Source organism: Roseivirga spongicola (assembly GCF_034376045.1).
GTDB lineage: Bacteria > Bacteroidota > Bacteroidia > Cytophagales > Cyclobacteriaceae > Roseivirga > Roseivirga spongicola.
In genome coordinates this window covers 568,331-588,394 of the sequence record NZ_CP139724.1, presented here as the reverse complement: position 1 = coordinate 588,394, position 20,064 = coordinate 568,331, and the positions used below count along the sequence as shown (strand labels likewise).

At 39.7% G+C, this 20,064-nt stretch carries 20 protein-coding genes; 13 read left to right on the top strand and 7 right to left on the bottom strand.

Annotation, left to right across the window (positions count from 1 at the left end):
- Window position 1: 1 nt before the first annotated feature.
- From crcB to T7867_RS02620, 4 genes are read right to left on the bottom strand one after another with little or no spacing between them, the layout of a single operon-like run.
- Window positions 2–376 (bottom strand): fluoride efflux transporter CrcB, encoded by a 375-nt coding sequence (gene crcB / locus T7867_RS02635; protein WP_068215488.1) that lies wholly within the window; start codon window positions 374–376, stop codon window positions 2–4.
- Window positions 373–813, bottom strand: a complete 441-nt coding sequence (locus tag T7867_RS02630; protein ID WP_068215486.1) for a hypothetical protein — start codon at window positions 811–813, stop codon at window positions 373–375. The genes crcB and T7867_RS02630 overlap by 4 nt, the downstream gene beginning before the upstream one ends.
- Window positions 810–1,409: an acyl carrier protein phosphodiesterase gene (locus T7867_RS02625; RefSeq protein ID WP_068215484.1), complete on the bottom strand. Its 600-nt coding sequence runs from the start codon at window positions 1,407–1,409 to the stop codon at window positions 810–812. Before T7867_RS02625 ends, T7867_RS02630 begins: the two co-directional genes overlap by 4 nt.
- A gap of 18 nt (window positions 1,410–1,427) precedes the next feature.
- The gene (locus tag T7867_RS02620) at window positions 1,428–3,908 is read right to left on the bottom strand and encodes a DUF5916 domain-containing protein (protein ID WP_068215482.1); all 2,481 of its coding nucleotides are present in this window, start codon (window positions 3,906–3,908) and stop codon (window positions 1,428–1,430) included.
- A 226-nt stretch (window positions 3,909–4,134) separates the two neighbouring features.
- On the opposite strand from T7867_RS02620, the gene T7867_RS02615 reads away from it, so the two are divergent.
- Window positions 4,135–4,881 (top strand): class I SAM-dependent methyltransferase, encoded by a 747-nt coding sequence (locus tag T7867_RS02615; protein ID WP_221405958.1) that lies wholly within the window; start codon window positions 4,135–4,137, stop codon window positions 4,879–4,881.
- Between the two features lie 74 nt (window positions 4,882–4,955).
- Here T7867_RS02615 and T7867_RS02610 read toward each other — a convergent pair whose 3' ends face one another.
- Complete coding sequence (locus tag T7867_RS02610; protein WP_068215480.1) at window positions 4,956–6,740, bottom strand: ABC transporter ATP-binding protein; 1,785 nt, start codon at window positions 6,738–6,740, stop codon at window positions 4,956–4,958.
- Window positions 6,741–6,880: 140 nt separating this feature from the next.
- Here T7867_RS02610 and T7867_RS02605 point away from each other — a divergent pair, with 140 nt between their 5' ends.
- The 7 genes from T7867_RS02605 (at window position 6,881) to coaE (ending at window position 11,980) form a co-directional block, all read left to right on the top strand.
- On the top strand, window positions 6,881–7,984 hold the full coding sequence (locus T7867_RS02605; RefSeq protein WP_068218375.1) for a Glu/Leu/Phe/Val family dehydrogenase: 1,104 nt from the start codon (window positions 6,881–6,883) through the stop codon (window positions 7,982–7,984).
- Between the two features lie 63 nt (window positions 7,985–8,047).
- Window positions 8,048–9,226, top strand: a complete 1,179-nt coding sequence (nusB, locus tag T7867_RS02600; protein ID WP_068215478.1) for a transcription antitermination factor NusB — start codon at window positions 8,048–8,050, stop codon at window positions 9,224–9,226.
- 1 nt (window position 9,227) lies between these two features.
- On the top strand, window positions 9,228–9,533 hold the full coding sequence (locus T7867_RS02595) for a YtxH domain-containing protein (protein ID WP_068215477.1): 306 nt from the start codon (window positions 9,228–9,230) through the stop codon (window positions 9,531–9,533).
- Between the two features lie 11 nt (window positions 9,534–9,544).
- A complete protein-coding gene (locus tag T7867_RS02590) occupies window positions 9,545–10,075 on the top strand; it encodes a DUF1573 domain-containing protein (RefSeq protein ID WP_322299810.1) in 531 nt (176 codons plus the stop codon).
- A gap of 6 nt (window positions 10,076–10,081) precedes the next feature.
- Complete coding sequence (gene yajC / locus T7867_RS02585) at window positions 10,082–10,402, top strand: preprotein translocase subunit YajC (RefSeq protein WP_068215474.1); 321 nt, start codon at window positions 10,082–10,084, stop codon at window positions 10,400–10,402.
- 2 nt (window positions 10,403–10,404) lie between these two features.
- Window positions 10,405–11,373: a YbbR-like domain-containing protein gene (locus T7867_RS02580; protein ID WP_322299809.1), complete on the top strand. Its 969-nt coding sequence runs from the start codon at window positions 10,405–10,407 to the stop codon at window positions 11,371–11,373.
- Window positions 11,366–11,980: a dephospho-CoA kinase gene (gene coaE / locus T7867_RS02575; protein ID WP_273515754.1), complete on the top strand. Its 615-nt coding sequence runs from the start codon at window positions 11,366–11,368 to the stop codon at window positions 11,978–11,980. Before T7867_RS02580 ends, coaE begins: the two co-directional genes overlap by 8 nt.
- Here coaE and T7867_RS02570 read toward each other — a convergent pair.
- A complete protein-coding gene (locus T7867_RS02570) occupies window positions 11,954–12,217 on the bottom strand; it encodes a hypothetical protein (protein WP_068215471.1) in 264 nt (87 codons plus the stop codon). The two genes, coaE and T7867_RS02570, sit on opposite strands and share 27 nt — an antisense overlap.
- Before the next feature lie 30 nt (window positions 12,218–12,247).
- Window positions 12,248–12,625 (bottom strand): hypothetical protein, encoded by a 378-nt coding sequence (locus tag T7867_RS02565; RefSeq protein WP_068215469.1) that lies wholly within the window; start codon window positions 12,623–12,625, stop codon window positions 12,248–12,250.
- 255 nt (window positions 12,626–12,880) lie between these two features.
- On the opposite strand from T7867_RS02565, the gene T7867_RS02560 reads away from it, so the two are divergent.
- From T7867_RS02560 to T7867_RS02540, 5 genes are all read left to right on the top strand, one after another.
- Window positions 12,881–13,675 (top strand): pentapeptide repeat-containing protein, encoded by a 795-nt coding sequence (locus tag T7867_RS02560; RefSeq protein WP_322299808.1) that lies wholly within the window; start codon window positions 12,881–12,883, stop codon window positions 13,673–13,675.
- 174 nt (window positions 13,676–13,849) lie between these two features.
- Window positions 13,850–15,331, top strand: a complete 1,482-nt coding sequence (locus T7867_RS02555) for a xylulokinase (protein WP_322299807.1) — start codon at window positions 13,850–13,852, stop codon at window positions 15,329–15,331.
- 11 nt (window positions 15,332–15,342) lie between these two features.
- A complete protein-coding gene (gene xylA, locus T7867_RS02550) occupies window positions 15,343–16,668 on the top strand; it encodes a xylose isomerase (protein ID WP_273515757.1) in 1,326 nt (441 codons plus the stop codon).
- Between the two features lie 87 nt (window positions 16,669–16,755).
- Entirely contained in the window at window positions 16,756–18,177 is a 1,422-nt protein-coding gene (locus T7867_RS02545; RefSeq protein ID WP_089082256.1) for a sugar porter family MFS transporter, read from the top strand.
- A 171-nt stretch (window positions 18,178–18,348) separates the two neighbouring features.
- On the top strand, window positions 18,349–20,010 hold the full coding sequence (locus tag T7867_RS02540) for a sodium:solute symporter (RefSeq protein WP_068215461.1): 1,662 nt from the start codon (window positions 18,349–18,351) through the stop codon (window positions 20,008–20,010).
- Window positions 20,011–20,064: the final 54 nt, after the last annotated feature.

Here is a 20,064-nt window from a genome sequence, read left to right as displayed (position 1 = left end):
ATTAAGATTTCCCCAACTTCAAGCCCAAATAAGCTAATCCCATTCCTACCATTACACTTAGTCCGATGTAGAGAATAGCTTGTATTGGTTTTTGCTCAAGTAGTAGGTTGTTGCCTTGCATGGCGAAAGTAGAGAAGGTGGTAAAGCCACCGCAAAAGCCTGAGATAAGGAGTAGATTGGTGCTTTCGGTCAGGTACTTTTCGCCCTGAGCCCAGCCCATAAATAGGCCAATAAGAAAACAGCCAAGCATGTTAACTGCAAAAGTGCCGTAAGGAGAAAAGTTGAGAATTTGCTTATGAAGTGCTTCTTGAACGAGAAACCTTAAAGCGCTGCCAAGTCCACCGCCAAGAGCCACTAAAAGCACATTCTTGATCATTCTTTTACCTCTAATTTAGGCGCTTTCTTCTTAATGTATTTATACACTTTATCGTAATCACTGTTTTCTTGGTTAGTGATTTTCACAAAGCCTTTGTTCTTGAAAACAAGCTTCAACTCTTTGAACTGAGTCTTGTTGGTTTCGATAATTACTTCTTGCCAGGCTCCAAGTTCTTTAATACCCTGAACCGACTTATAGAATCTGAAAGGATAATAAACATGGACCTGATCGTGACTGATCTTTAATACTTTATAGTTGAATAGCAGTTTGTAAAGTAAGACAGATGTACCTAATAGTAGAACGCCAAGCACAATGTACTTCCATGTGGCTGGTTCTTCTAGTACATGACGCATTAAATAAACGGAGCCCATTCCGCAGATAAGTGTGCTGGTTATTAAGGCGAAAATGGTTTGGCGTTTAGGGCGCGAGATAATCATAGCTTCGAAATAATTAAATCTTCCCTGAATTGGGAAATATGCGGCTGAATTTCATCAAAGAACTGCTTAAACTCTGCTTCGAACTCATCGTAGTGAGCCACTAAGTCTTGAATGGCCATTTCAAGGTTAGACTTGAATTTGGTCCTTCTCGATAGTCCAGTAAGCGCTCTGTGAAGACCTTCCTTTTTGGCGTAATTCGTCAACCAGTCTCCCCTAATCATGTAGGGGAGCATGTTCTGGCCACGTGGAGGAATTAAGTCCCAGTGGTTTTGCAGAAGCGCATACTTCTGTTGAGCAAACTCATTCAGCTTAAGAGAGTGATATTTATTGAAGTTGATAGCCAGAAAATGATCGTAGTACATGTCTACAATTACCCCAGCATAATGCCTGTATTTTTCGCGAAGCTTGTCTTTGCTTTTAAGTACTATGGGGTGGCTATCCGTATAGCTATCTATTTCTCTGTGAAGAATCACCCCTTTGGCTACCAATTCAGGTAGATAGTCTAACTGACTGCCTTTAACAAAGTCACCCATAAAGTTGCCTACGGTGAGTTCTTTATGGTTGTCTGATAAATAGAGGTGAGCTAAAAAATTAATATCTGAGTCTTTTGTTGATTAAGATTTTCGGAACACGTTCCTGATCTTAAGATAGTCAACAAAGTACACCATTCTTACAGTTATTGTATCAAAGTTTGATGCTGAAAATGTATTGCTGAAATTATTGAAGAAATCTAAATGAGTGTTTAGGTCGTCTGTGCCAATGGCTCTCTTCCAGATTACTCGAATTTCACTTCCTGGAAGAAACTGCCAATTATACTCCATATCTATATTAAACTGATTGAAGTTTCTGTTGTGCAAAGGATCTCCTGTTGTGGCATCAATTCCAGTATACTCAATGTCTCTAAGTTCATCATCTTCCGTGATTTCTAAGAAGTCGTTATACTCCACTCGGCTCCAATAGTGTCTCAAGCGGAAGGTTAGGCCCATTCTGTTGGTGAAAATATAGCTAGAAGAAAGTGTGTTGGTTAAGTTCCTAACATCTCTTACACCAATGACTACATTTTCAAGATTGCCACTATTATCGTATAAACGAGTTACGTAACCTCTTTCATTAGCACGGTTAGAGAATTCTATGTTGTGGTCTATCTCTGCTCTTGTTCCAATTCTTACTCTGCCTGAAATATTTCCGAATTGATCTGTTTGGTTCCAGTCTGGACGGTTCCAGTATCTATATCTGGTAGAGATCCGTACATTTTTACGACTGTCTGTGCTCAATCTGCCTCCTACTGAAAAGCTCTCTGGTCTTTCAAATACATAGCCCTCTTGTCTTGCTTCAAAGAAATCATAAGAAGTAGTTGGGGTAGTATTAGCATCTAAAGACACGCTCCAGAAGTTTTTAAACGTACCATTGAAACCACTGCTTATTTGGAATTCGGCAAACTGACTTGGGTTATATAGCCTGTTATGTTCAAACCTTAAGCTGTAGCTATAATTATTGAAAGCCCCTTTTGGCTCAAATTGAGTGTAAGAAAGCCTGGCATTATGTTCTAGTCTATTCGCTCTTCTTAAAAAACCTAGGTCATTAATGTCATAATCGTCTGTCTCTAGGTTTCTGCTTATGTTGAATTGAAAGTTGCCTCTTGTCTTTGAGAACTGTAGGTTGTATTTATAGCCAGTTTTGCTGGAGGTTGCACCGGTTTCTAACCCGTAAGAATTAATATGACTATAGGCATAGAAACCTCTAAGCCTCCATGTAAGTGTTTTGTCATTAAGGTTAAGGTTCACGCCAGTTACATTCGCATCATCAGCATTTTTGCCTCTCATTACGTTAGTATTAGTCAGCGTTACACTAGAGTTGTTCTTAAGGTTCTGGTCTAGAACAATCACATTAAAGTTGGTAAGTGGGTCGGCTTCAACTTCTCTAGTTTCGCCAGTCTCATTATTTTCAACCGTAACATAGGTTCTGTCTGAAATGGCATTGAAGAAGCCAATACCTAGTCCACCATTTGTTCGACCTGTAATTTTCGAGGCATTGATTAGTTGTGCTGCTTGAGGACGACTAATAATTGATTCGTTATCGTCAATCTTTTCCGTGATGTTACGAAAGGTACTTCCTATTCTTCTAGAATAGAATAGCCCCGCCTTGTTGAAGAGCTCTACTCCCTCTGTGAAGAACTGGCGGTTTTCATTGAAGCGTACTTCGAAGGGAGAAAGGTTCAGTACTTGGTTGTCTGATCTTACACCGCTAAAGTCTGGAATCAATGTAGCATCTAGAGTGAATGCATCATTAATGCCGTACTTAATATCCATTCCACCATTTAGTTGTGGGTCTACAAAACCTGTTTCAGAAGTTCTGCTGAACACTGTAGATACATATGGATAAAAGAATAGACGAGTTGGAGTTTCTATGTTCTTAAGGTTAGTAACTGAACCAGCTTGATTTAGGTAGCCATCAATCTGAGGGTCGATAGGGTTCCAAAATGAGTCTTCATTTAAGAAGGTAGATTTTCTCATGAAATTAATTCCCCATTGCTGGATTTCATCTGAGTTGAATCGAAGAACTGCATAAGGTATTTTGAACTCAGCTGTCCAGTGGTCGTCATTAATTTGGGTATTCGAAAGCCAAACGGCATTCCAGTCATTATCATTTCCCCAGACTCTTTCATTTCCACCGTTAGAGTAAAGTGCATCATATTGTACACCAGCAACGGTTACAAATAAACCCACACCGTTAAGTCCTGCCTGAAAGGGGTCTATGGTTACCCCAAAATAGTCTGAGTTACCGATGTTGTCTCTATTGGTTAGGAGGTTGAAGACTTGGTCGCGCTCCTCATATATTTTAGCTGCTATGTAAAGAGCTTCATCATCGTAAAGCAATCTTACTTCTGTTTTTCTTTCAGAAGGCTGGCCAGGGTTTGGTCTTCTTTGAATAAAGTCTCCAAGTATCGGAGCTTCGGCCCATGCAGCCTCATCAAATACCCCGTCTATTTTAATGTTGTCGGTCGTTCTTACCGCTTCAAAGGTCTTTTTTACCTGCTGGGCAGTGGCCTCTAAAACACTTAGACAAACAGCAATTAGTATTAGTAGTTTTTTCATTTTTCGTTCAGCGCATCCTATCAAGTAACAGGCAAAAAACGTATTTGTTGATTGCGCACAGAATTACATTTATCCAAATCGGTCAATTTACGGTTTGAATGGTTGCCGTTCATGTAAGTGTCTGTTATACTGATAATTAAGATTTAGCAGATGTGAGTTGCTTAATTCAGTTGAATCGATTGCAAATTGTACTTTTCCTTTTCTTATCACTGGACTCTTTTATTTAGTGCCGAATATTGTTTGGGCTGAAGAGCAAGGAAAAAATCAATACTTTTGCCCAATATTTATGATGGACGTTTACAGCAAAGCTCTGGCAGATTTTTACGCTGGAAAAACAGAAGATGGTTTATGGCTCAATACTTCTTATGGAGACCCAGAAGAAATGCCTTTGTGGTATTTTTTTAGATCTTATGAGGAAATGCCAGACTTAGAAAAAATGGCGCTTTCGGTTTGTGAAGGTAGAATTTTGGATGTTGGGGCTGGTACGGGCTGCCATTCTTTGGTGCTTCAGCATTTTGATAATGAGGTAACAGCTATTGATACAGCTGCTCATGCGGTGTCAGTAATGAAAGAGTCCGGTCTTAAGAATGTATTGCATCAAGATTTTTTTGAACTAGAAAATCAGAAGTTCGATACGTTGCTCTGTTTGATGAATGGACTAGGTTTTATAGGGAAGTTAGATAGGCTTGAGTCTTTCCTAAATAAAGCTGAAGAGCTGCTCTCCGAAGAGGGACAGGTTATTTTAGATAGTAGCGATATTTCTTATCTCTATGAAAATGCTCAAAAACCATCGGATAGATATTATGGTGAGGTAAGCTTTCAGTATGAATATAAAGGAGAAAAGGGAGAGTGGTTTGATTGGCTCTATTTAGACCAAAATACGTTAGTTGATAAAGCCGATAAGTTGGGCTGGCATACCTATATACTTCACCAAGATAACGACCAGTATTTAGCTAGATTAATAAAGAAATAGCGATTTCATTCATTTAGTGAAATCGCTAAATATCTATTTTACAGTGTGTTAAAAATCCTGTGGAGGTGTTCTGCTTAGGCGTTCTCCTCTTGCTTTAACTGTTTTTCGTAAAGCTCTTTGTACACCCCTCCTTTAGCTAATAAGGATTCATTGGTGCCATGCTCAATGATTTTACCTTCATCTAAAACGATAATTTTATCGGCAAGCTTAGCAGAGGAAACACGATGGGAAATAATTACCGTTGTTCTGCCCTTCATTATTCTAGATAAGCTATTCAGAATAGTGTTTTCGGTATTTGTGTCTACTGCAGAAAGTGCATCATCTAGAATAAGCACCTTTGGATTTCTAACAATAGCTCTGGCTATGGAGGCTCGTTGCTTTTGTCCGCCAGAAAGTGTTATCCCTCTTTCTCCCAAAATGGTTTGTAGCCCCTTAGGGAAATCAGTTATGTTGTCATAGAGGTCTGCATCTTTGGCGGCTTGTTCCACATCTGCCAAACTAATGTTGTCACTTCCAAAAGCAATGTTGTTCTGTATAGTGTCTGAGAATAAGAAGACTTCTTGCGGTACATAACCCATCTGACTTCTCATGCTTGAAATATCGAAGGCCTTAATGTCTTCTCCATCTACTGTAATAGAGCCAGATGTTGTGTCATACAGCCTTAACATTAGGTTGGCTATTGTGCTCTTGCCCGACCCAGTAGTTCCAATAATGGCAATTGATTCTCCAGCCTTTACACTAAAGGAGATTCCATCTAATGCTCTAATGCCAGAATCAGGATAGTCGAAAGATACATTGTTGAAGGCTACATCTCCTTTTAAGTCTCTTTCTAAGTTCTGAGTGCTCTCAATGTGATTCTTTTCTTTTAAGAACTGATTGATTCTTTTTTGAGAGGCTGCCGCTCTTTGGTTAATACTGGTTATCCATCCTAGGGCAGTCACAGGCCAAGTGAGCATGTTTACGTAAATCACAAATTCGGCAATGTTTCCATAGGTGATTTCTCCTTTTATCACTTGGCTACCGCCTACATATATGGTTAAGAGAATGCTTAGTCCTATTAGCGCCATTATTAGAGGAAAGAACAGCGAGTTCACAAAGGTGAGCCTTAATGATCTGTATTTGTACTTTTCACTTTCGGTAGTAAACTTTTCGGCAGAGTCTTTTTCACGAACAAAGGCTTTTAATACTCTTATGCCCGAGAATGCTTCCTGAACGTATGTTGAAAGATCAGACAAGCTCTCTTGAATTTTTTCAGATCTTTTGTTGATTACATTATTTACAAAATAGATACTGAGTGAAAGTATAGGCAGTGGAAGTAAAGCATATATGGTTAGCTCTACATTTACCTTCAACATTTCATAAATAACCATGGGGAACAACACCAATAGGTTAATGCCGTACATGATTCCTGGGCCTAAGTACATTCTTACCTGACTTACGTCTTCAGAAATTCTGTTCATCAAGTCGCCCGTATTGTTCTTTCTGTAGAAGCTCAGCGGAAGGTTTTGATATTGTTCGAAAATCTCATTTTTCAGATCATATTCTACCTTTCTACTCATTACAATAATGGTCTGGCGAACTAAAAACAGAAAGAATCCCCTTAAAAATGCCATCAATATCATAATGGCTCCCAGAATGAGAACACCAACTTCTAGCCTTTCAAAGACAGATTCACTTAAGCTTGTGCCTTCGTATAATCGATAAACTCTGTAGCTATCGGTAACATAGTCAATGGCGTAGCGCACCACTTTGGCAGGCCAAACTCCAAAATAGTTGGAGATAACCAGAAAAATAAAGCCCAGAATGAGTAGGTGCTTGTATTTGTAAAGGTACTTATTAAGGTGTCTGAGTTCTTTCACGATATTCTTAACAGCAGTGTTCCGTTAAAGGTTGCCTCGAATCAATATCCTTAGAAGATGTTAATCTTTTGGTTACTTTTGCGGCTGTGGCTAAAAACCGTAGCCGCGGCAAATATAAAGTAAACTATGTTATGAATGTAATGGAAGAAATTAAGGCCGAGGAGCAAGTCCGAAGTGTCTCAATTTTCAAAGAGGCAGCTAGTTTAGGGCACGAACAATTAGTGTTCTGTAACGATGAAGCTACTGGATTGAAGGCTATCATTGGTGTTCACAATACCGTTTTAGGACCAGCTTTGGGAGGAACAAGGTTCTGGAATTACGCATCTGAAGAAGAGGCTGTGATAGATGTATTGAGGCTTTCTAGAGGAATGACTTACAAGGCAGCGGTATCGGGTCTTAACCTTGGAGGAGGTAAGGCTGTGATTATTGGCGACCCTAAGAAGCTTAAGAATGAAGCTTTCTTGAGAAGGTTCGGAAAGTTTGTAAATAACCTGAATGGTAAATACATCACGGCAGAAGACATGAACATGAGTACCAATGACATGGAGTATATTGGTATGGAAACTAAGCATGTTACAGGTTTGCCAGTAGAAATAGGCGGAAGTGGAGACCCTTCTCCTGTTACAGCATATGGTGTTTACATGGGTATGAAGGCCGCAGCTAAAAAGGCATTTGGTTCAGACTCTTTAACAGGTAAGAAAATCTCTGTTCAAGGAGTGGGCCAAGTAGGAATGCACTTGGTAGAATACTTGGCTAAAGAAAATGCTCAGGTGTTCATTACAGATATTAATGAAGAAAGACTAGCCAAAGTGTCTAAAGATCATGGCGCTACAGTAGTAGGTATGGATGAAATCTACGATTTAGATGTAGATATTTATGCGCCATGCGCTATGGGAGCCACCATCAATGATGATACATTGAATAGAATAAAGGCTCAGGTGATTGCAGGAGCTGCCAACAACCAGTTAAAAGATGAAAATATTCATGGAAAAATGTTGGTTGAAAAAGGTATGGTATATGCGCCTGACTTTGTAATCAATGCGGGTGGAATTATTAACATCTCTTCGGAGCTGAAGGGAAGTTACAATAAGCCACAAGCGTATAGTTGGACCGAAAAAATATATGATACAACTCTCAACATCTTCAGAGTTTCTGAAGAAGAGGGAGTTCCAACTCAGCAAGCGGCAATGAAAATTGCAGAAAAACGCATCGCTGATGTCGGAAACGTAAAACTTTCCATTTAAATAACAGTGAGTGGTTGGAAAAACCACTCACTGCTGTTTATTTTAACATTCAGACACCTTGAAATGCTCAACCGGAGATCTCTTAGAGTAAAAGTAATGCAGACCTTGTTCGCACTCAGTCAGTGCAAAGAGGCAAATTTTAATATCGGACTGGCCGAAATTGAAGAGGCTTTTCAGCCCGATCTTAATTCAATGGAGCCACAAGACAAGGTTCAATTAAAGGCAGATAGCAAGCAGGCCAAAAGCATCCTTAATCATAGGGTGAATGGAGCTCCTCTTAAAGATTCAGAAGAGGTTTCTCCTAAAGTGGAGGCCGCTGCAGCACTTGCCTACAAGAATTATATTGAGAATTCTAAAAAAGATCTTGAAAGACTCAAGAAGGACATGTTCCTAGATGCGGAGTCTTTGATAGATTATTTTCTTTGGGTGATTGGCCTTGTTATCACTTGGTCCGACCAAAGCAAAATTGAAGCAGACAAAAAGCAAAAGCTTTCTCCAGAAAGATTGCTAAGCGGAGATTTCAATCTATCCAAAAACAGAGTTATAGACTTCTTCAGAAAAAGCTCCAAGGTTCAAGTAGCCATGGTTAAAAAGAATATTAGCTGGGAAGAGGAAGAAGATAATTATAAAAATTGGTACAAAGAGGTAGTTAAGAAAGACGAGACCTTTAGTGCTTACCGTAGAATTGCTAACCCTTCATTTGAAGAGGATAAGGAGTTGGTAGAGTACTTGGTGAAAGATCTGATTTTCAAGACAGAGGTTATTCTTTCTTTCTTTGAGGAGAAAGACATTCATTGGAAGGAAAACAAACCAATTGTAAGGAGTTTGGCAGCAAGATCTATCAGAGATGTTGAGGCAGACTCTGATCATAAAGATTTTGAGCTTCCAGACTTCTCCAACAACTGGGACGAAGACAAAGACTTCTTCGAAAAGATACTCGACAGCACTGTAGAAAGTGATAAAGAGTTTTCGCAGATGATAGCTGCCAAAACCAAAAACTGGGAAGTAGATAGGTTGGCAAATACCGATCAGATTATACTGAAAATGGCCATTGCAGAGATGTTGAATTTCAGGAATATCCCTGTTAAGGTCACCATTAATGAGTATATTGAGCTCTCAAAGAATTATAGTACCCCAAAGAGTAAACAATTCGTTAATGGTATTCTAGATGTTATTTCGGCAGAGCTGAAAGAGAAAGGGGAACTTAAAAAGACAGGAAGAGGACTCATAGATAATAAGTAATATGAACAGAGGTTCTAGCAATTTATTGGCGTTTGTTCTTGGTGCAGCAACAGGTGCCGTTATAGGTATTTTGTACGCTCCAGACAAAGGGTCGAATACGAGAGATAAGCTTAGCTATCAGTTAGATAAGTATAAAAAACAACTCGAAGATTTATTAGAAGACTTAGTGAATGGTAAAATCGAGGTTTCATCTATGGCAAAAGAAGAAAGCCAAAAGGTGGTAACTGATGCCAGAAAGAAAGCTGAGCAGTTGTTGACTGACGTAGATGACCTAATAGGCCAAATTAAATCAGGTGAAAAAGCATAAACTTTTATAAGATGAAAACTAAAATTTCTATTCTAAGCTTGGTAGCATTTGTATTAATGCTTTCTGGTTGTGGTAATGCAGAAATGGACAAAAGATTGGCTAACCTAGAAAGAAGAGTTAACCAATTGGAAAATGGAAACGTAGCCAGAGGAACTGTTTCTACTCCATCAACTACAGCTTCATCTCAAGCAGTTGAAAGCAACTTAACTTCAAACGCTTCATTCCAATGGGAATCTACAGTACATAACTTTGGTACTATTGCCCAAGGAGAAGTTGTGAATTACACTTTCAAATTCACAAACAATGGAACTGAAGATTTAAGAATCCAGAGTACTTCTGCTTCATGTGGATGTACCGTTCCTAACCACACTAAAGAGCCTGTACCTCCAAGGGGAACTGGTGAAATTGTTGTTAGGTTCGATAGTAAAGGTAAGTCGGGTCAGCAGAGCCCTGTAATTACTGTAGTGGCCAACACAAACCCTAAGCAAGTAAGGTTAAGCTTAAGAGGTTTTGTTCAAACCAACGCAGTACCTCAACCATAATTTTTAATGATTTATAGCATACTTGTACAGTCACAGACACCACAAGGTGGGGGTTGGGTGCAGCAGTTGGTTTTATTTGGTGGAATTGCTCTTGTATTCTATTTCTTCATGATTCGTCCGCAACAGAAAAAGCAGAAGGATCAGAAGAACTTTATCAATGAGATTAAAAAGGGAGACAGTGTAGTAACCATTGGTGGTATGCACGGAAAAGTGTTCGCTCTTACTGACGATACTGTAACAGTAGAGGTAGATAAAGGAGTGAAGCTTACTTTTGAGAAGTCTTCCATTTCATTAGAAGCTAGTAAAAGGGCCAATGAGAAGGCATAGTCTTGAGCAAGGCTGAAGAAATACTAGAAAAACTTAAAAGGTCTTTCAATACACCAAGTAAGAAAGACGAAAGATTAAAGGTGGTATTGATATGTGTATTCATATCTACCACCTTTTGGTTTTTTAATGCGCTGAATAAGAGCGACTATGTTACTCGCATTAATTATCCGATATCAATAGAGTTTGATGAGGATAATTACGTAGCTACAGCACCACTACCTACAAAAATCCCTGTTGAAGTTACAGGTGGAGGTTGGGATCTAATGGCCCGTTATTTTGGGCTAAAAATGAATGCGTTAGAGGTTAGGGTAGAAAGACCAAGCGAGAGCAGTTACGTTTTGGCTTCTAGTATACGCCCTGAAATTGCACCTAACTTGGAGCCTATTGTTATCAATTACTTCCTTCAAGATAGTATCAAATTTCAAATAGAAAGAAAGGTTACCAGAGAAGTTGTGCTGGCTTATGATACTGCTCAAATCTCGTTAGATGAAGATTTGGTTATGGCCTCTAAGGTAGAGCTATCTCCTCCAACAGTTGAGCTTACTGGGCCAGAATCTATGCTTAATGAATTAGGAGATACTTTATTCATTCAAGAAGAGATAAGCGATGTGTCAGAAGATTTTCAAGGTTCTGTGAATTTGCCAGAATTACCAGGGCTAGTGTCTACTTCTTTGAGTTCGGTGGAGGCTAGCTTCTTGGTAGTACAGTTACTTTCTATAGATGTCTCTATTCCTTTAGAAAAGAGAAACTTCCCTAGCAACTGGGAATTATTGCCCACTAGAGCTCAGGTTTATTACAAAGTTCCAGAAACTAGTTTCGATGTAGCCGATACCACAGGGGTTCGGGTTTTTGCTAATTTCCGTCAGATGAAAGCAGATTCAACCATTGCAATAGAATTTCAGGTGCTAAATAAAGAGTTTCGAGAGGTTCGTGTATTCCCTAAAACGGTTAAAGTAAAGAAGAATGAGTAAACCTGTTTTAGTAGGGATTACTGGAGGTATTGGCTCAGGGAAGTCGATATGTAGCCATTTGTTTCAGTTATTGGGAGTACCTGTATATAATTCAGATAATCAAGGCAAAAGGTTAATGGTAGAAGATACCCAGCTGGCTGATGCTATTAAGGCTGAGTTTGGCTCAGAAAGTTATTTCGATGACGGTTCTTTAAATCGCGAGTATTTGGCTGCGGAGGTTTTTCCTAATAAAGAGCGATTAGGAGTGCTGAATGCACTGGTACATCCTGCAGTAGGGAGAGACTTCGAAAATTGGATTAGTCAGAACTTGGGCCATCCTTATTTGCTTAAAGAGGCAGCACTGCTTTATGAAACAGGCATTTATCAGAAGTTGGATAAGAATGTTTGTGTGCTAGCTTCAAAAGAAGTTAGGATGGAAAGAGTGCTTCTCCGCGATGAACAGCGAGGTAAAGAACAGGTAGAGAACATTATGGAAAAGCAGGTTTCAGATAACCAGAGAAAGAAACTGAGCGACTTTTTAATCCAGAACTCTGGCGAGGAACTCTTAATACCCCAAGTACTCAAAATTCATCAGTCTTTATTAGACTTTTCTTCTAAGAGAGCTTAGGCTGATTTGATCTGCATAGAATTTCATTCTTGAATGGCCGTAGTCCAACGGTTGAATGGTTTCTATTTTATCTAGTTTGTGATTGTAGAAGACCTCAATGAGCTGATCTTCCATTAAGTAAAGGTTTACTTTATACCCGTAGTAGCGAATGGCCAACTGAAAGGTGCCATTTCTGTAAAGAGTCTGAATCTGTTCAGAGAGTGGTAGTTGGAAGAAATGATTAAGCCCCTTATTCATGCAACCGAAGATAAGGAAAACTGTAGAGGCTTAGAAGTGTAGTGTATGATAAAAGAGGTTTTTAGGAGGGCAAGGTGCTTTGTAAGTGAAAATGTAAGCGCCTTTTCCACAATATTCGTTCAAGGTAGATTTAAATATGAACGGATACTTAGTGAGCTTCATTACTAAACCCATCGAATGCTTGAAGGAATCGGTTCTCCAATACTTGAAGTGTTTGCATTCATAATCGTTTCTAACCTTGCCTGCAACTTTTACAATGTCTTCACTCGTGGCAATTCCTACTTTCCATATGTACTTCTGATCCATCACTAACATATTGGAATCAATCCACTGTTTGATTTCATCCAATAGGTTTTTATCGGTCAGGTTATAATCAAGCACATGTGACAAAGCATGAGTTGTCTTCATTAAGTCAGTCAGATTAAAATGAGTCAAATAAATTTTACAGGCGGCTACTCCAAAAGCAACTCTCACGAAAGAAAGATTTAACGCGCACAAAATCAAGTATATACATGCTTAATTTGAAGAAAATTTAAACACTTTTATAAGCGGTGAGTTTACAGCGCTCATGAAATCGTTTGCAATAAATACCAAGTTTTAGGTATTGAGAAAATTTCAATCTGTAACTATCTATGCATTTGTCGTTATAGAGGAGTGATATCAATGCTTAGGTCAACCGGTTATAAACAGCTTATTAGGATATTGAAAGGGGAAGATCTTGAATTCAGGATTACTCAATATGCTATTAAGATGCCTGGTGTCGTGGTGCTTGAAGATATGGTATTTCCTCATGCGCTGACCTTTCGCAATTGCCAATTCGATCAGGTTGAATTTAGAAACTGTAAGTTTCTTGGTGATATTTCTTTTAAGGGTTCTAGGCTCAACCGTTTAACCTTTTCTGGCTGCCAGTTGAAAGATGTGGATGTAGAGAAGTGTCATACCCAGAAGATTAGCTTGGTAAATTCAGTTCAGGTTCAAAAATTTCATATTGGTGCATCTGATATCAACCATATAGAAATAACAGGTAACCCCGCTTTTGAAGCTTTTGAAGTGGCTTGTGAAAATAATATTCTTACGGCACTGATAGAGAATAATGGTCAATCTTCAAAAAACAGTTTTAAGTCTACTATATATATATGCCCAGAGAGGTTCGATCAGATGACCTTAAAAAACAACAGGTCTGAGATTCTTCATGTTGGTACCATTGGGCAGTTTTCTTCTTTCGAAATTGATGGCTATAACGCCAATCTAGTATTGTTTTCTAATTGCAATGGAAATAATGCCAATGTTCATTTTCAAGGCCTACAGCCGATAGATGTAGATTCGGCCTCTGTGTGCATTGTAAATTCAGATAGGGTTTTGGAGCTAAGGCAGTCAGGTGTTTTCAATAGCTTTAGAAACATTAAGAATTACGAACAGCCACTTCAGCATCGCAATTACGCTCGTATAGCTGGTTAATTACTTTTATCGCTATACCAATTCCGCTATTCTTTATTAGAGCCTAATCAAGAACTCAAAATGTAGCTTTCCAATCTGCTCGAGTATCTTGCCATTCGGATATTTATCCATGGACTGATGGATAATCATCCTATATTTGATGAATAGCTATTCCAAAATACTGAAACGCGCAACATGTTCTGGATAGGATACGACATTGGTAGCTCCTCTATCAAGGCAGCTCTCGTAGATGCTGGCACGGGTAAAGTTCATAAGACTGTTCAATATCCCGAACAGGAAATGGTTATCCATTCGCCAAAAAATGGTTGGGCAGAACAAGACCCTGAGTCTTGGTGGCTCAACCTATGTCAGGCTACAAAGAAATTACTGAACGAGTCAGAGGTCAGCGGTACGTCTATTAAAGGAGTAGGTATTTCTTACCAGATGCATGGTTTGGTTTTGGTAGATAAGCAAATGGAAGTTTTACGGCCTTCAATCATTTGGTGTGACAGTCGGGCAGTTAAAACAGGTCATGAGCTGCTTCAATCCTGTGGGGAAGAAAAGTGCATTAATCGCCTTTTGAATTCTCCCGGAAATTTCACGCTTTCTAAACTGAAGTGGGTTAAAGATAATGAACCAGAGGTATTCGAGCAGGTGCATAAATTCATGTTGCCTGGAGACTTTATAGCATTAAAGTTAACAGGTACTTGTTCTACTACTGTTTCAGGGCTGAGTGAAGGTATTGTGTGGGACTTTAAGGAAGAAATGCCTGCCAATTGGCTATTAGAGGTCGCAGGCATTGACAGGAGTTTAGTTCCAGAGCTTGTAGATACTTTTTCAGAACAAGGTAAACTTAGCGAACAAGCGGCTAAAGCCACGGGGCTCCCTAAGGGTATTCCAGTAATGTATAGAGCTGGTGATCAGCCAAACAATGCAATGGCACTCAATGTAATGCAGCCTGGTGAAATTGCCGCTACGGGAGGCACATCAGGAGTTGTATATGCTATTACTGACCAAGCTACTACCAGGGAAGGCGAAAGAATCAATTGCTTTGCACACGTCAATCATAGCAAAGCTGAAAAGAGAATTGGTAAAATGCTGTGTATTAATGGTACTGGAATTCAGTATAGTTGGATGCGTAAACAAGTTGCGGCAAATAGCTCTTATCAGGAGCTAAACGCAATGGCTGAGTCGATTGGTATTGGCTCAGAAGGCTTAAGAATTCTGCCTTTTGGCAACGGTGCCGAAAGAATGCTTTACAATGAAAACCGAGGAGCAAGAGTGCTTAATCTCAATTTTAATTTGCACACTAAGCAACATTTGCTCAGAGCATCTCTTGAAGGGATAGCCTTTAGCTTTGTGTATGGCCTAGAAATATTGAAAGAAGATGGCGTAGCATTATCTTCTATTAAAGCAGGGAATGATAATCTTTTTCAGTCTAGCTTATTCTCAAATACTATATCGACACTAACAGGAACTTCTATCAAAATAATGGAAACTACTGGTGCTGTTGGTGCAGCAAGAGCTGCTGCAACAGCGTTTGGTGACTTTTCATCATTAGAAGAATCTGTACAAACAGACAAGCAGTGTGGGGTTTATGAACCTCTTGCAAATGAGCAAGAGTATTTAGAACCTTACCATCTCTGGAAAAGAGACTTAAACGAATATATCAACTAAACTTCTAGAAAATGACTTTGATAGGAAACGCGGAATATTTCAAAGGAATTGACAAGATTCAGTTTGAGGGAAGGGAGTCAGATAATCCTTTGGCCTTCAAATACTATGATGAAAATAAAGTGGTGGCAGGAAAAACCATGAAGGAGCACTTCAGGTTTGCTATTTCTTATTGGCACACATTTACTGGCGTAGGAGGAGATCCTTTCGGAGCACCTACCCAAAACTTTCCATGGCTTCAAAATACAGATCCATTGCAGCAGGCCAAAGATAAAATGGATGCTGCCTTTGAGTTTATCACCAAAATTGGTGCTCCATTCTATTGCTTTCACGACTTTGATCTAATTGCTGAAGGATCAAATTACGCAGAGTCTACTAAGAGGCTAGAGTTTATTACTGACTATGCACTAGAAAAACAGAAGGCTTCAGGAGTAAAATTGCTTTGGGGTACAGCTAACTGTTTTAGCCATCCCAGATATATGAATGGTGCGGCCACTAATCCTGATTTTGATGTGGTGGCTATGGCTGGCGCACAAATAAAGAATGCGCTAGATGCTACTATTAAATTGGGTGGAGAAAATTATGTATTCTGGGGTGGAAGAGAAGGTTATATGTCTCTTTTAAATACTGATATGGGTAGAGAGCAAGACCATATGGCACGCTTTTTACATATGGCAAAAGATTACGCCAGAAAGCAAGGGTTTAAAGGGACTTTCTTCATTGAGCCTAAGCCGATGGAGCCATCTAAACACCAGTATGACTTTGATGCAGCCACAGTTTTAGGGTTCCTGACTAAATATGATTTGTTGGATGATTTTAAGTTGAATATTGAAGTGAATCATGCTACACTTGCTCAGCACACCTTTGAACATGAGCTTCAAGTGGCTGCAGATAATGGACTACTCGGAAGCATAGATGCCAACAGAGGAGATTATCAAAATGGATGGGATACAGACCAATTTCCTGTAGATGTGTATGAGCTTACACAGGCCATGTTAGTTATTCTTCAAGCTGGAGGCTTTCAAGGAGGAGGTGTCAATTTCGATGCTAAAATCAGAAGAAACTCTACCGACCTGATAGACATTTTTCATGCACATATTGGTGGAATGGATGCCTTTGCCAGAGCTCTGCTCACCGCAGATGCTGTCTTGGAAAAATCACCTTACAAGAAAATGAGAGATGATCGATACGCTTCGTTCGATTCAGGGACAGGTAAAGACTTTGAAGCAGGAAAGCTTACGCTAGAAGATTTGGTAAGTCATGCTTCGGCCAATCAGAACATTCCTGCCAGAAGTGGTCAACAGGAGCTATATGAAAATATAATTAATCAATACATTTAAGCGAACGCTCAATAGAAGTGCAGATTTTTGGTGTCTGTGCTCTATAATATATCATAAAAAGATCTTTCGAACTAAACCTCGACTATTTTGAAAACTGAAGAAAAAGTAAATAATCTCTACGTTATCGGACTAACACTGGTAGCCACACTTGGTGGTTTCCTTTTCGGGTTCGATAGTGGAGTAATTAATGGAACGGTAAAAGGGTTGGAGTCAGCCTTTAATGCCGAAGATATTGGCAGTGGGTTCAACGTGGCCTCAATGCTATTGGGTTGTGCAGTAGGTGCCTTTTTTGCAGGGCGCTTGGCCGATTTGTACGGGCGTAGATCCATGCTCATTGTCTCGTCTGTATTCTTTATTATTTCCGCCTACGGATCTGGAATTGCAGGTTCTTCAGGTGAGTTTATAATTTATAGAATTCTTGGTGGCTTGGCTGTTGGTGCTGCTTCAGTAATGGCTCCTGCCTACATTGCAGAGATTGCTCCAGCTAAGTATCGTGGTGCTTTAGCGACTATTCAGCAGGTAGCCATCATTATTGGTTTATTCCTTTCTTTCTTGAGTAATTATCAGCTCGCAAATATTTCTGGATCGGCCGAAAACCCTCTTTGGTGGGATTTTGAAACGTGGAGATGGATGTTCTGGATGGAAATAATTCCAGCTGCTATCTTCTTCATAAGCTTATTATTCATACCAGAAAGCCCTCGATTCTTAGTGGCTAAACAAAAGCAGACCAAAGCAGAAAAGGTTTTGTCTAAGCTTTATGGAACTGTGGTTGGTAAGCGTAAAGTCACTGAAATTGATGCTTCACTGGCAAAAGATAAGCATAAGCCAAAGTTCTCAGACTTGTACGACAAGGTGAAGGGAAGAGTGAGACCAATTGTCTGGATTGGAATTGGTTTGGCGGTATTTCAACAGTTTGTAGGCATTAATGTAGTGTTCTACTATGGTGCGGTGCTTTGGCAAGCGGTAGGGTTTGGTGAAAGCGATGCCTTATTAATTAATGTTGTTTCCGGAGCATTAAGTATTGGGGCAGTGGCTGCAGCACTAGTTTTGGTAGATAGAATAGGGAGAAAGCCACTATTGGTTATTGGTTCAATAGGAATGAGTATCACATTGGCCCTTGTGGTTGTTGCTTTTGCTACAGGCTCTTTGGTGGCAGATCCGGTCACTGGAGAAGAAACTCTTCAACTTAGTGATGCCATGGGTATGATGGCCCTAATTGCTGCCAATGCTTATGTGGTGTTTTTTAATGCCTCTTGGGGGCCTGTTATGTGGGTTATGCTAGGAGAAATGTTCCCGAATCAGATTCGTGGTTTAGGCCTTGCAGTAGCTGGTCTAGCACAATGGGGCGCTAACTTCTTGGTTACCTTAACTTTCCCAATCCTCTTGGGTTCAGCTGGTTTGGCATTCGCCTACAGTTTGTACACTATTGGTGCGGTAGTTTCTATCTTCTTTGTAATAAAGTATGTATACGAAACCAAAGGAAAAGAACTAGAAGAGATGACTGCTTAAGCCTAAAGTGGTTAACCGTATAGAGAAGGTCTCCCTGAAAAGGAGGCCTTCTTTTTTGTAATGAACTACCGAAGAGATCAATCTTTTTTAGGCAAGTGTATTTAATGAATGATGAATACCTTAAATCTGTATATTTAGAGTTGACCTTTTTTTACAAAACATGAAACGCAAATGAATTCAGTATTAGAAACAGCTGACTGGGTTGTGCTCGGGCTATATTTCCTCGCATTGATAGGGGTGGCCGTTTGGGTAATAGTCCAGAAGAATAAAAACACGGAAGACTACTTTTTGGCAGGTAGAAACGTTGGGTGGTTTGTTATTGGTGCATCCATTTTTGCATCCAATATCGGATCTGAACACGTAGTTGGCTTGGCAGGAACTGGTGCCGAGTCTGGAATGCCAATGGCACATTATGAACTGCATGCATGGATTGTGCTGCTGCTTGGCTGGCTATTTTTGCCTTTTTACTTCAGAAGTAATGCCTTTACAATGCCAGAATTTTTGGAAAAGAGATACGATAGCCGTTCTCGATGGTTCCTTTCCATTTTTTCTCTTGTAGGCTATGTTATCACCAAGGTTTCAGTTACCATCTATGCAGGAGGTATTGTGGTGTCGGAGTTATTGGGTATTCCTTTTTGGTACGGTGCCATTGGAGTGGTGTTGTTCACTGGATTATATACCGTGATTGGCGGAATGAAAGCAGTGATCTATACGGAAACACTACAAACGGTTGTGCTTATTTTAGGCTCTGTAGTAATTACTGTTTTAGGTATGCAAGCCGTTGGTGGCTGGGATGAATTACAAGCAACAGTCCGTGCCACAAGCCCCGATCATTTTAATATGTGGAGGTCAGCTTCTGATCCTGATTTTCCTTGGACGGGTCTACTCATTGGCGGAACAATAGTAGGAGTGTGGTATTGGTGTACCGATCAGTACATTGTTCAGCGTACACTGGCTGCCAATAATATTAAAATAGGACGAAGAGGTGCTATTTTTGGAGCTTACCTTAAAATACTTCCAATCTTTATCTTTCTTATCCCAGGTATTATTGCCTATGCTTTAAATCAGAAAGGGTTGATTGAACTAGGTAGAGCAGATGAGGCTTTTCCAACTCTAGTGAAGGCATTGTTGCCTGTTGGGTTGAAGGGCTTAGTAGCTGGTGGTTTAATGGCTGCTCTAATGAGTTCGTTGGCGTCTGTTTTTAACTCATGTTCAACCATTTTTACAATAGATATTTACAAGAAACTCAAGCCTCAAGAGTCAGAGAAGAGATTGCTTACAGTAGGTAGGTATGCCACAGGTATAGTGGTTGTTTTAGGTATAGTGTGGATTCCTATTATGGATAAAATTGGCGGTGGGGTTATGTACCAGTACCTTCAAAGTGTACAGTCTTATATAGCTCCACCAATTGCAGCGGTATTTGTTTTAGGTATTCTTTGGAAACGAATGAATTCTAAGGGTGCAATTATTACGCTATTTGCAGGTTTAGTGGTGGCTATATTAAGAATTGCTTCGGAGTTAATTTATTCAGACCAAATAGCTCAGTTCAAAGAAACGGGTGTTCATGTAGCATCTGGAATGCTTTATCATTATGCTCGAATCAATTTTGCGAACATGGCTATTTTTATGTTCTTGTTTTCAGCAATTGTACTTATTGTGTCGAGCTTGGCCACTGCCAGCCCGAATTACGCCAATATTCAGGGGTTAGCTTTTGGCACGCTTTCCGATGAGCAGAAACAGCTCAAAAAGGGGAGTTTTACATGGGTGGATATACTTTTTTCAGTACTTCTTGTTATTGTTGTAATATCGATATTAACCTATTTTACTGGTTGATTACTGTAATTAGTTATAAAGTAAAAGGCTGTCTTCCTCAGACAGCCTTTTTTG

Excerpts from the sequence above, each read along its gene's own strand:
- T7867_RS02595 (WP_068215477.1), top strand. The coding sequence starts at position 9,228 with ATGAACAGAGGTTCTAGCAATTTATTGGCGTTTGTTCTTGGTGCAGCA.
- T7867_RS02555 (WP_322299807.1), top strand. The coding sequence starts at position 13,850 with ATGTTCTGGATAGGATACGACATTGGTAGCTCCTCTATCAAGGCAGCT.
- T7867_RS02590 (WP_322299810.1), top strand. The coding sequence starts at position 9,545 with ATGAAAACTAAAATTTCTATTCTAAGCTTGGTAGCATTTGTATTAATG.
- crcB (WP_068215488.1), bottom strand. The coding sequence starts at position 376 with ATGATCAAGAATGTGCTTTTAGTGGCTCTTGGCGGTGGACTTGGCAGC.
- T7867_RS02605 (WP_068218375.1), top strand. The coding sequence starts at position 6,881 with ATGGAAGAAATTAAGGCCGAGGAGCAAGTCCGAAGTGTCTCAATTTTC.
- coaE (WP_273515754.1), top strand. The coding sequence starts at position 11,366 with ATGAGTAAACCTGTTTTAGTAGGGATTACTGGAGGTATTGGCTCAGGG.
- xylA (WP_273515757.1), top strand. The coding sequence starts at position 15,343 with ATGACTTTGATAGGAAACGCGGAATATTTCAAAGGAATTGACAAGATT.
- T7867_RS02565 (WP_068215469.1), bottom strand. The coding sequence starts at position 12,625 with ATGAAGACAACTCATGCTTTGTCACATGTGCTTGATTATAACCTGACC.
- yajC (WP_068215474.1), top strand. The coding sequence starts at position 10,082 with ATGATTTATAGCATACTTGTACAGTCACAGACACCACAAGGTGGGGGT.
- T7867_RS02560 (WP_322299808.1), top strand. The coding sequence starts at position 12,881 with ATGCTTAGGTCAACCGGTTATAAACAGCTTATTAGGATATTGAAAGGG.
- T7867_RS02540 (WP_068215461.1), top strand. The coding sequence starts at position 18,349 with ATGAATTCAGTATTAGAAACAGCTGACTGGGTTGTGCTCGGGCTATAT.
- nusB (WP_068215478.1), top strand. The coding sequence starts at position 8,048 with ATGCTCAACCGGAGATCTCTTAGAGTAAAAGTAATGCAGACCTTGTTC.
- T7867_RS02630 (WP_068215486.1), bottom strand. The coding sequence starts at position 813 with ATGATTATCTCGCGCCCTAAACGCCAAACCATTTTCGCCTTAATAACC.
- T7867_RS02620 (WP_068215482.1), bottom strand. The coding sequence starts at position 3,908 with ATGAAAAAACTACTAATACTAATTGCTGTTTGTCTAAGTGTTTTAGAG.
- T7867_RS02570 (WP_068215471.1), bottom strand. The coding sequence starts at position 12,217 with ATGAATAAGGGGCTTAATCATTTCTTCCAACTACCACTCTCTGAACAG.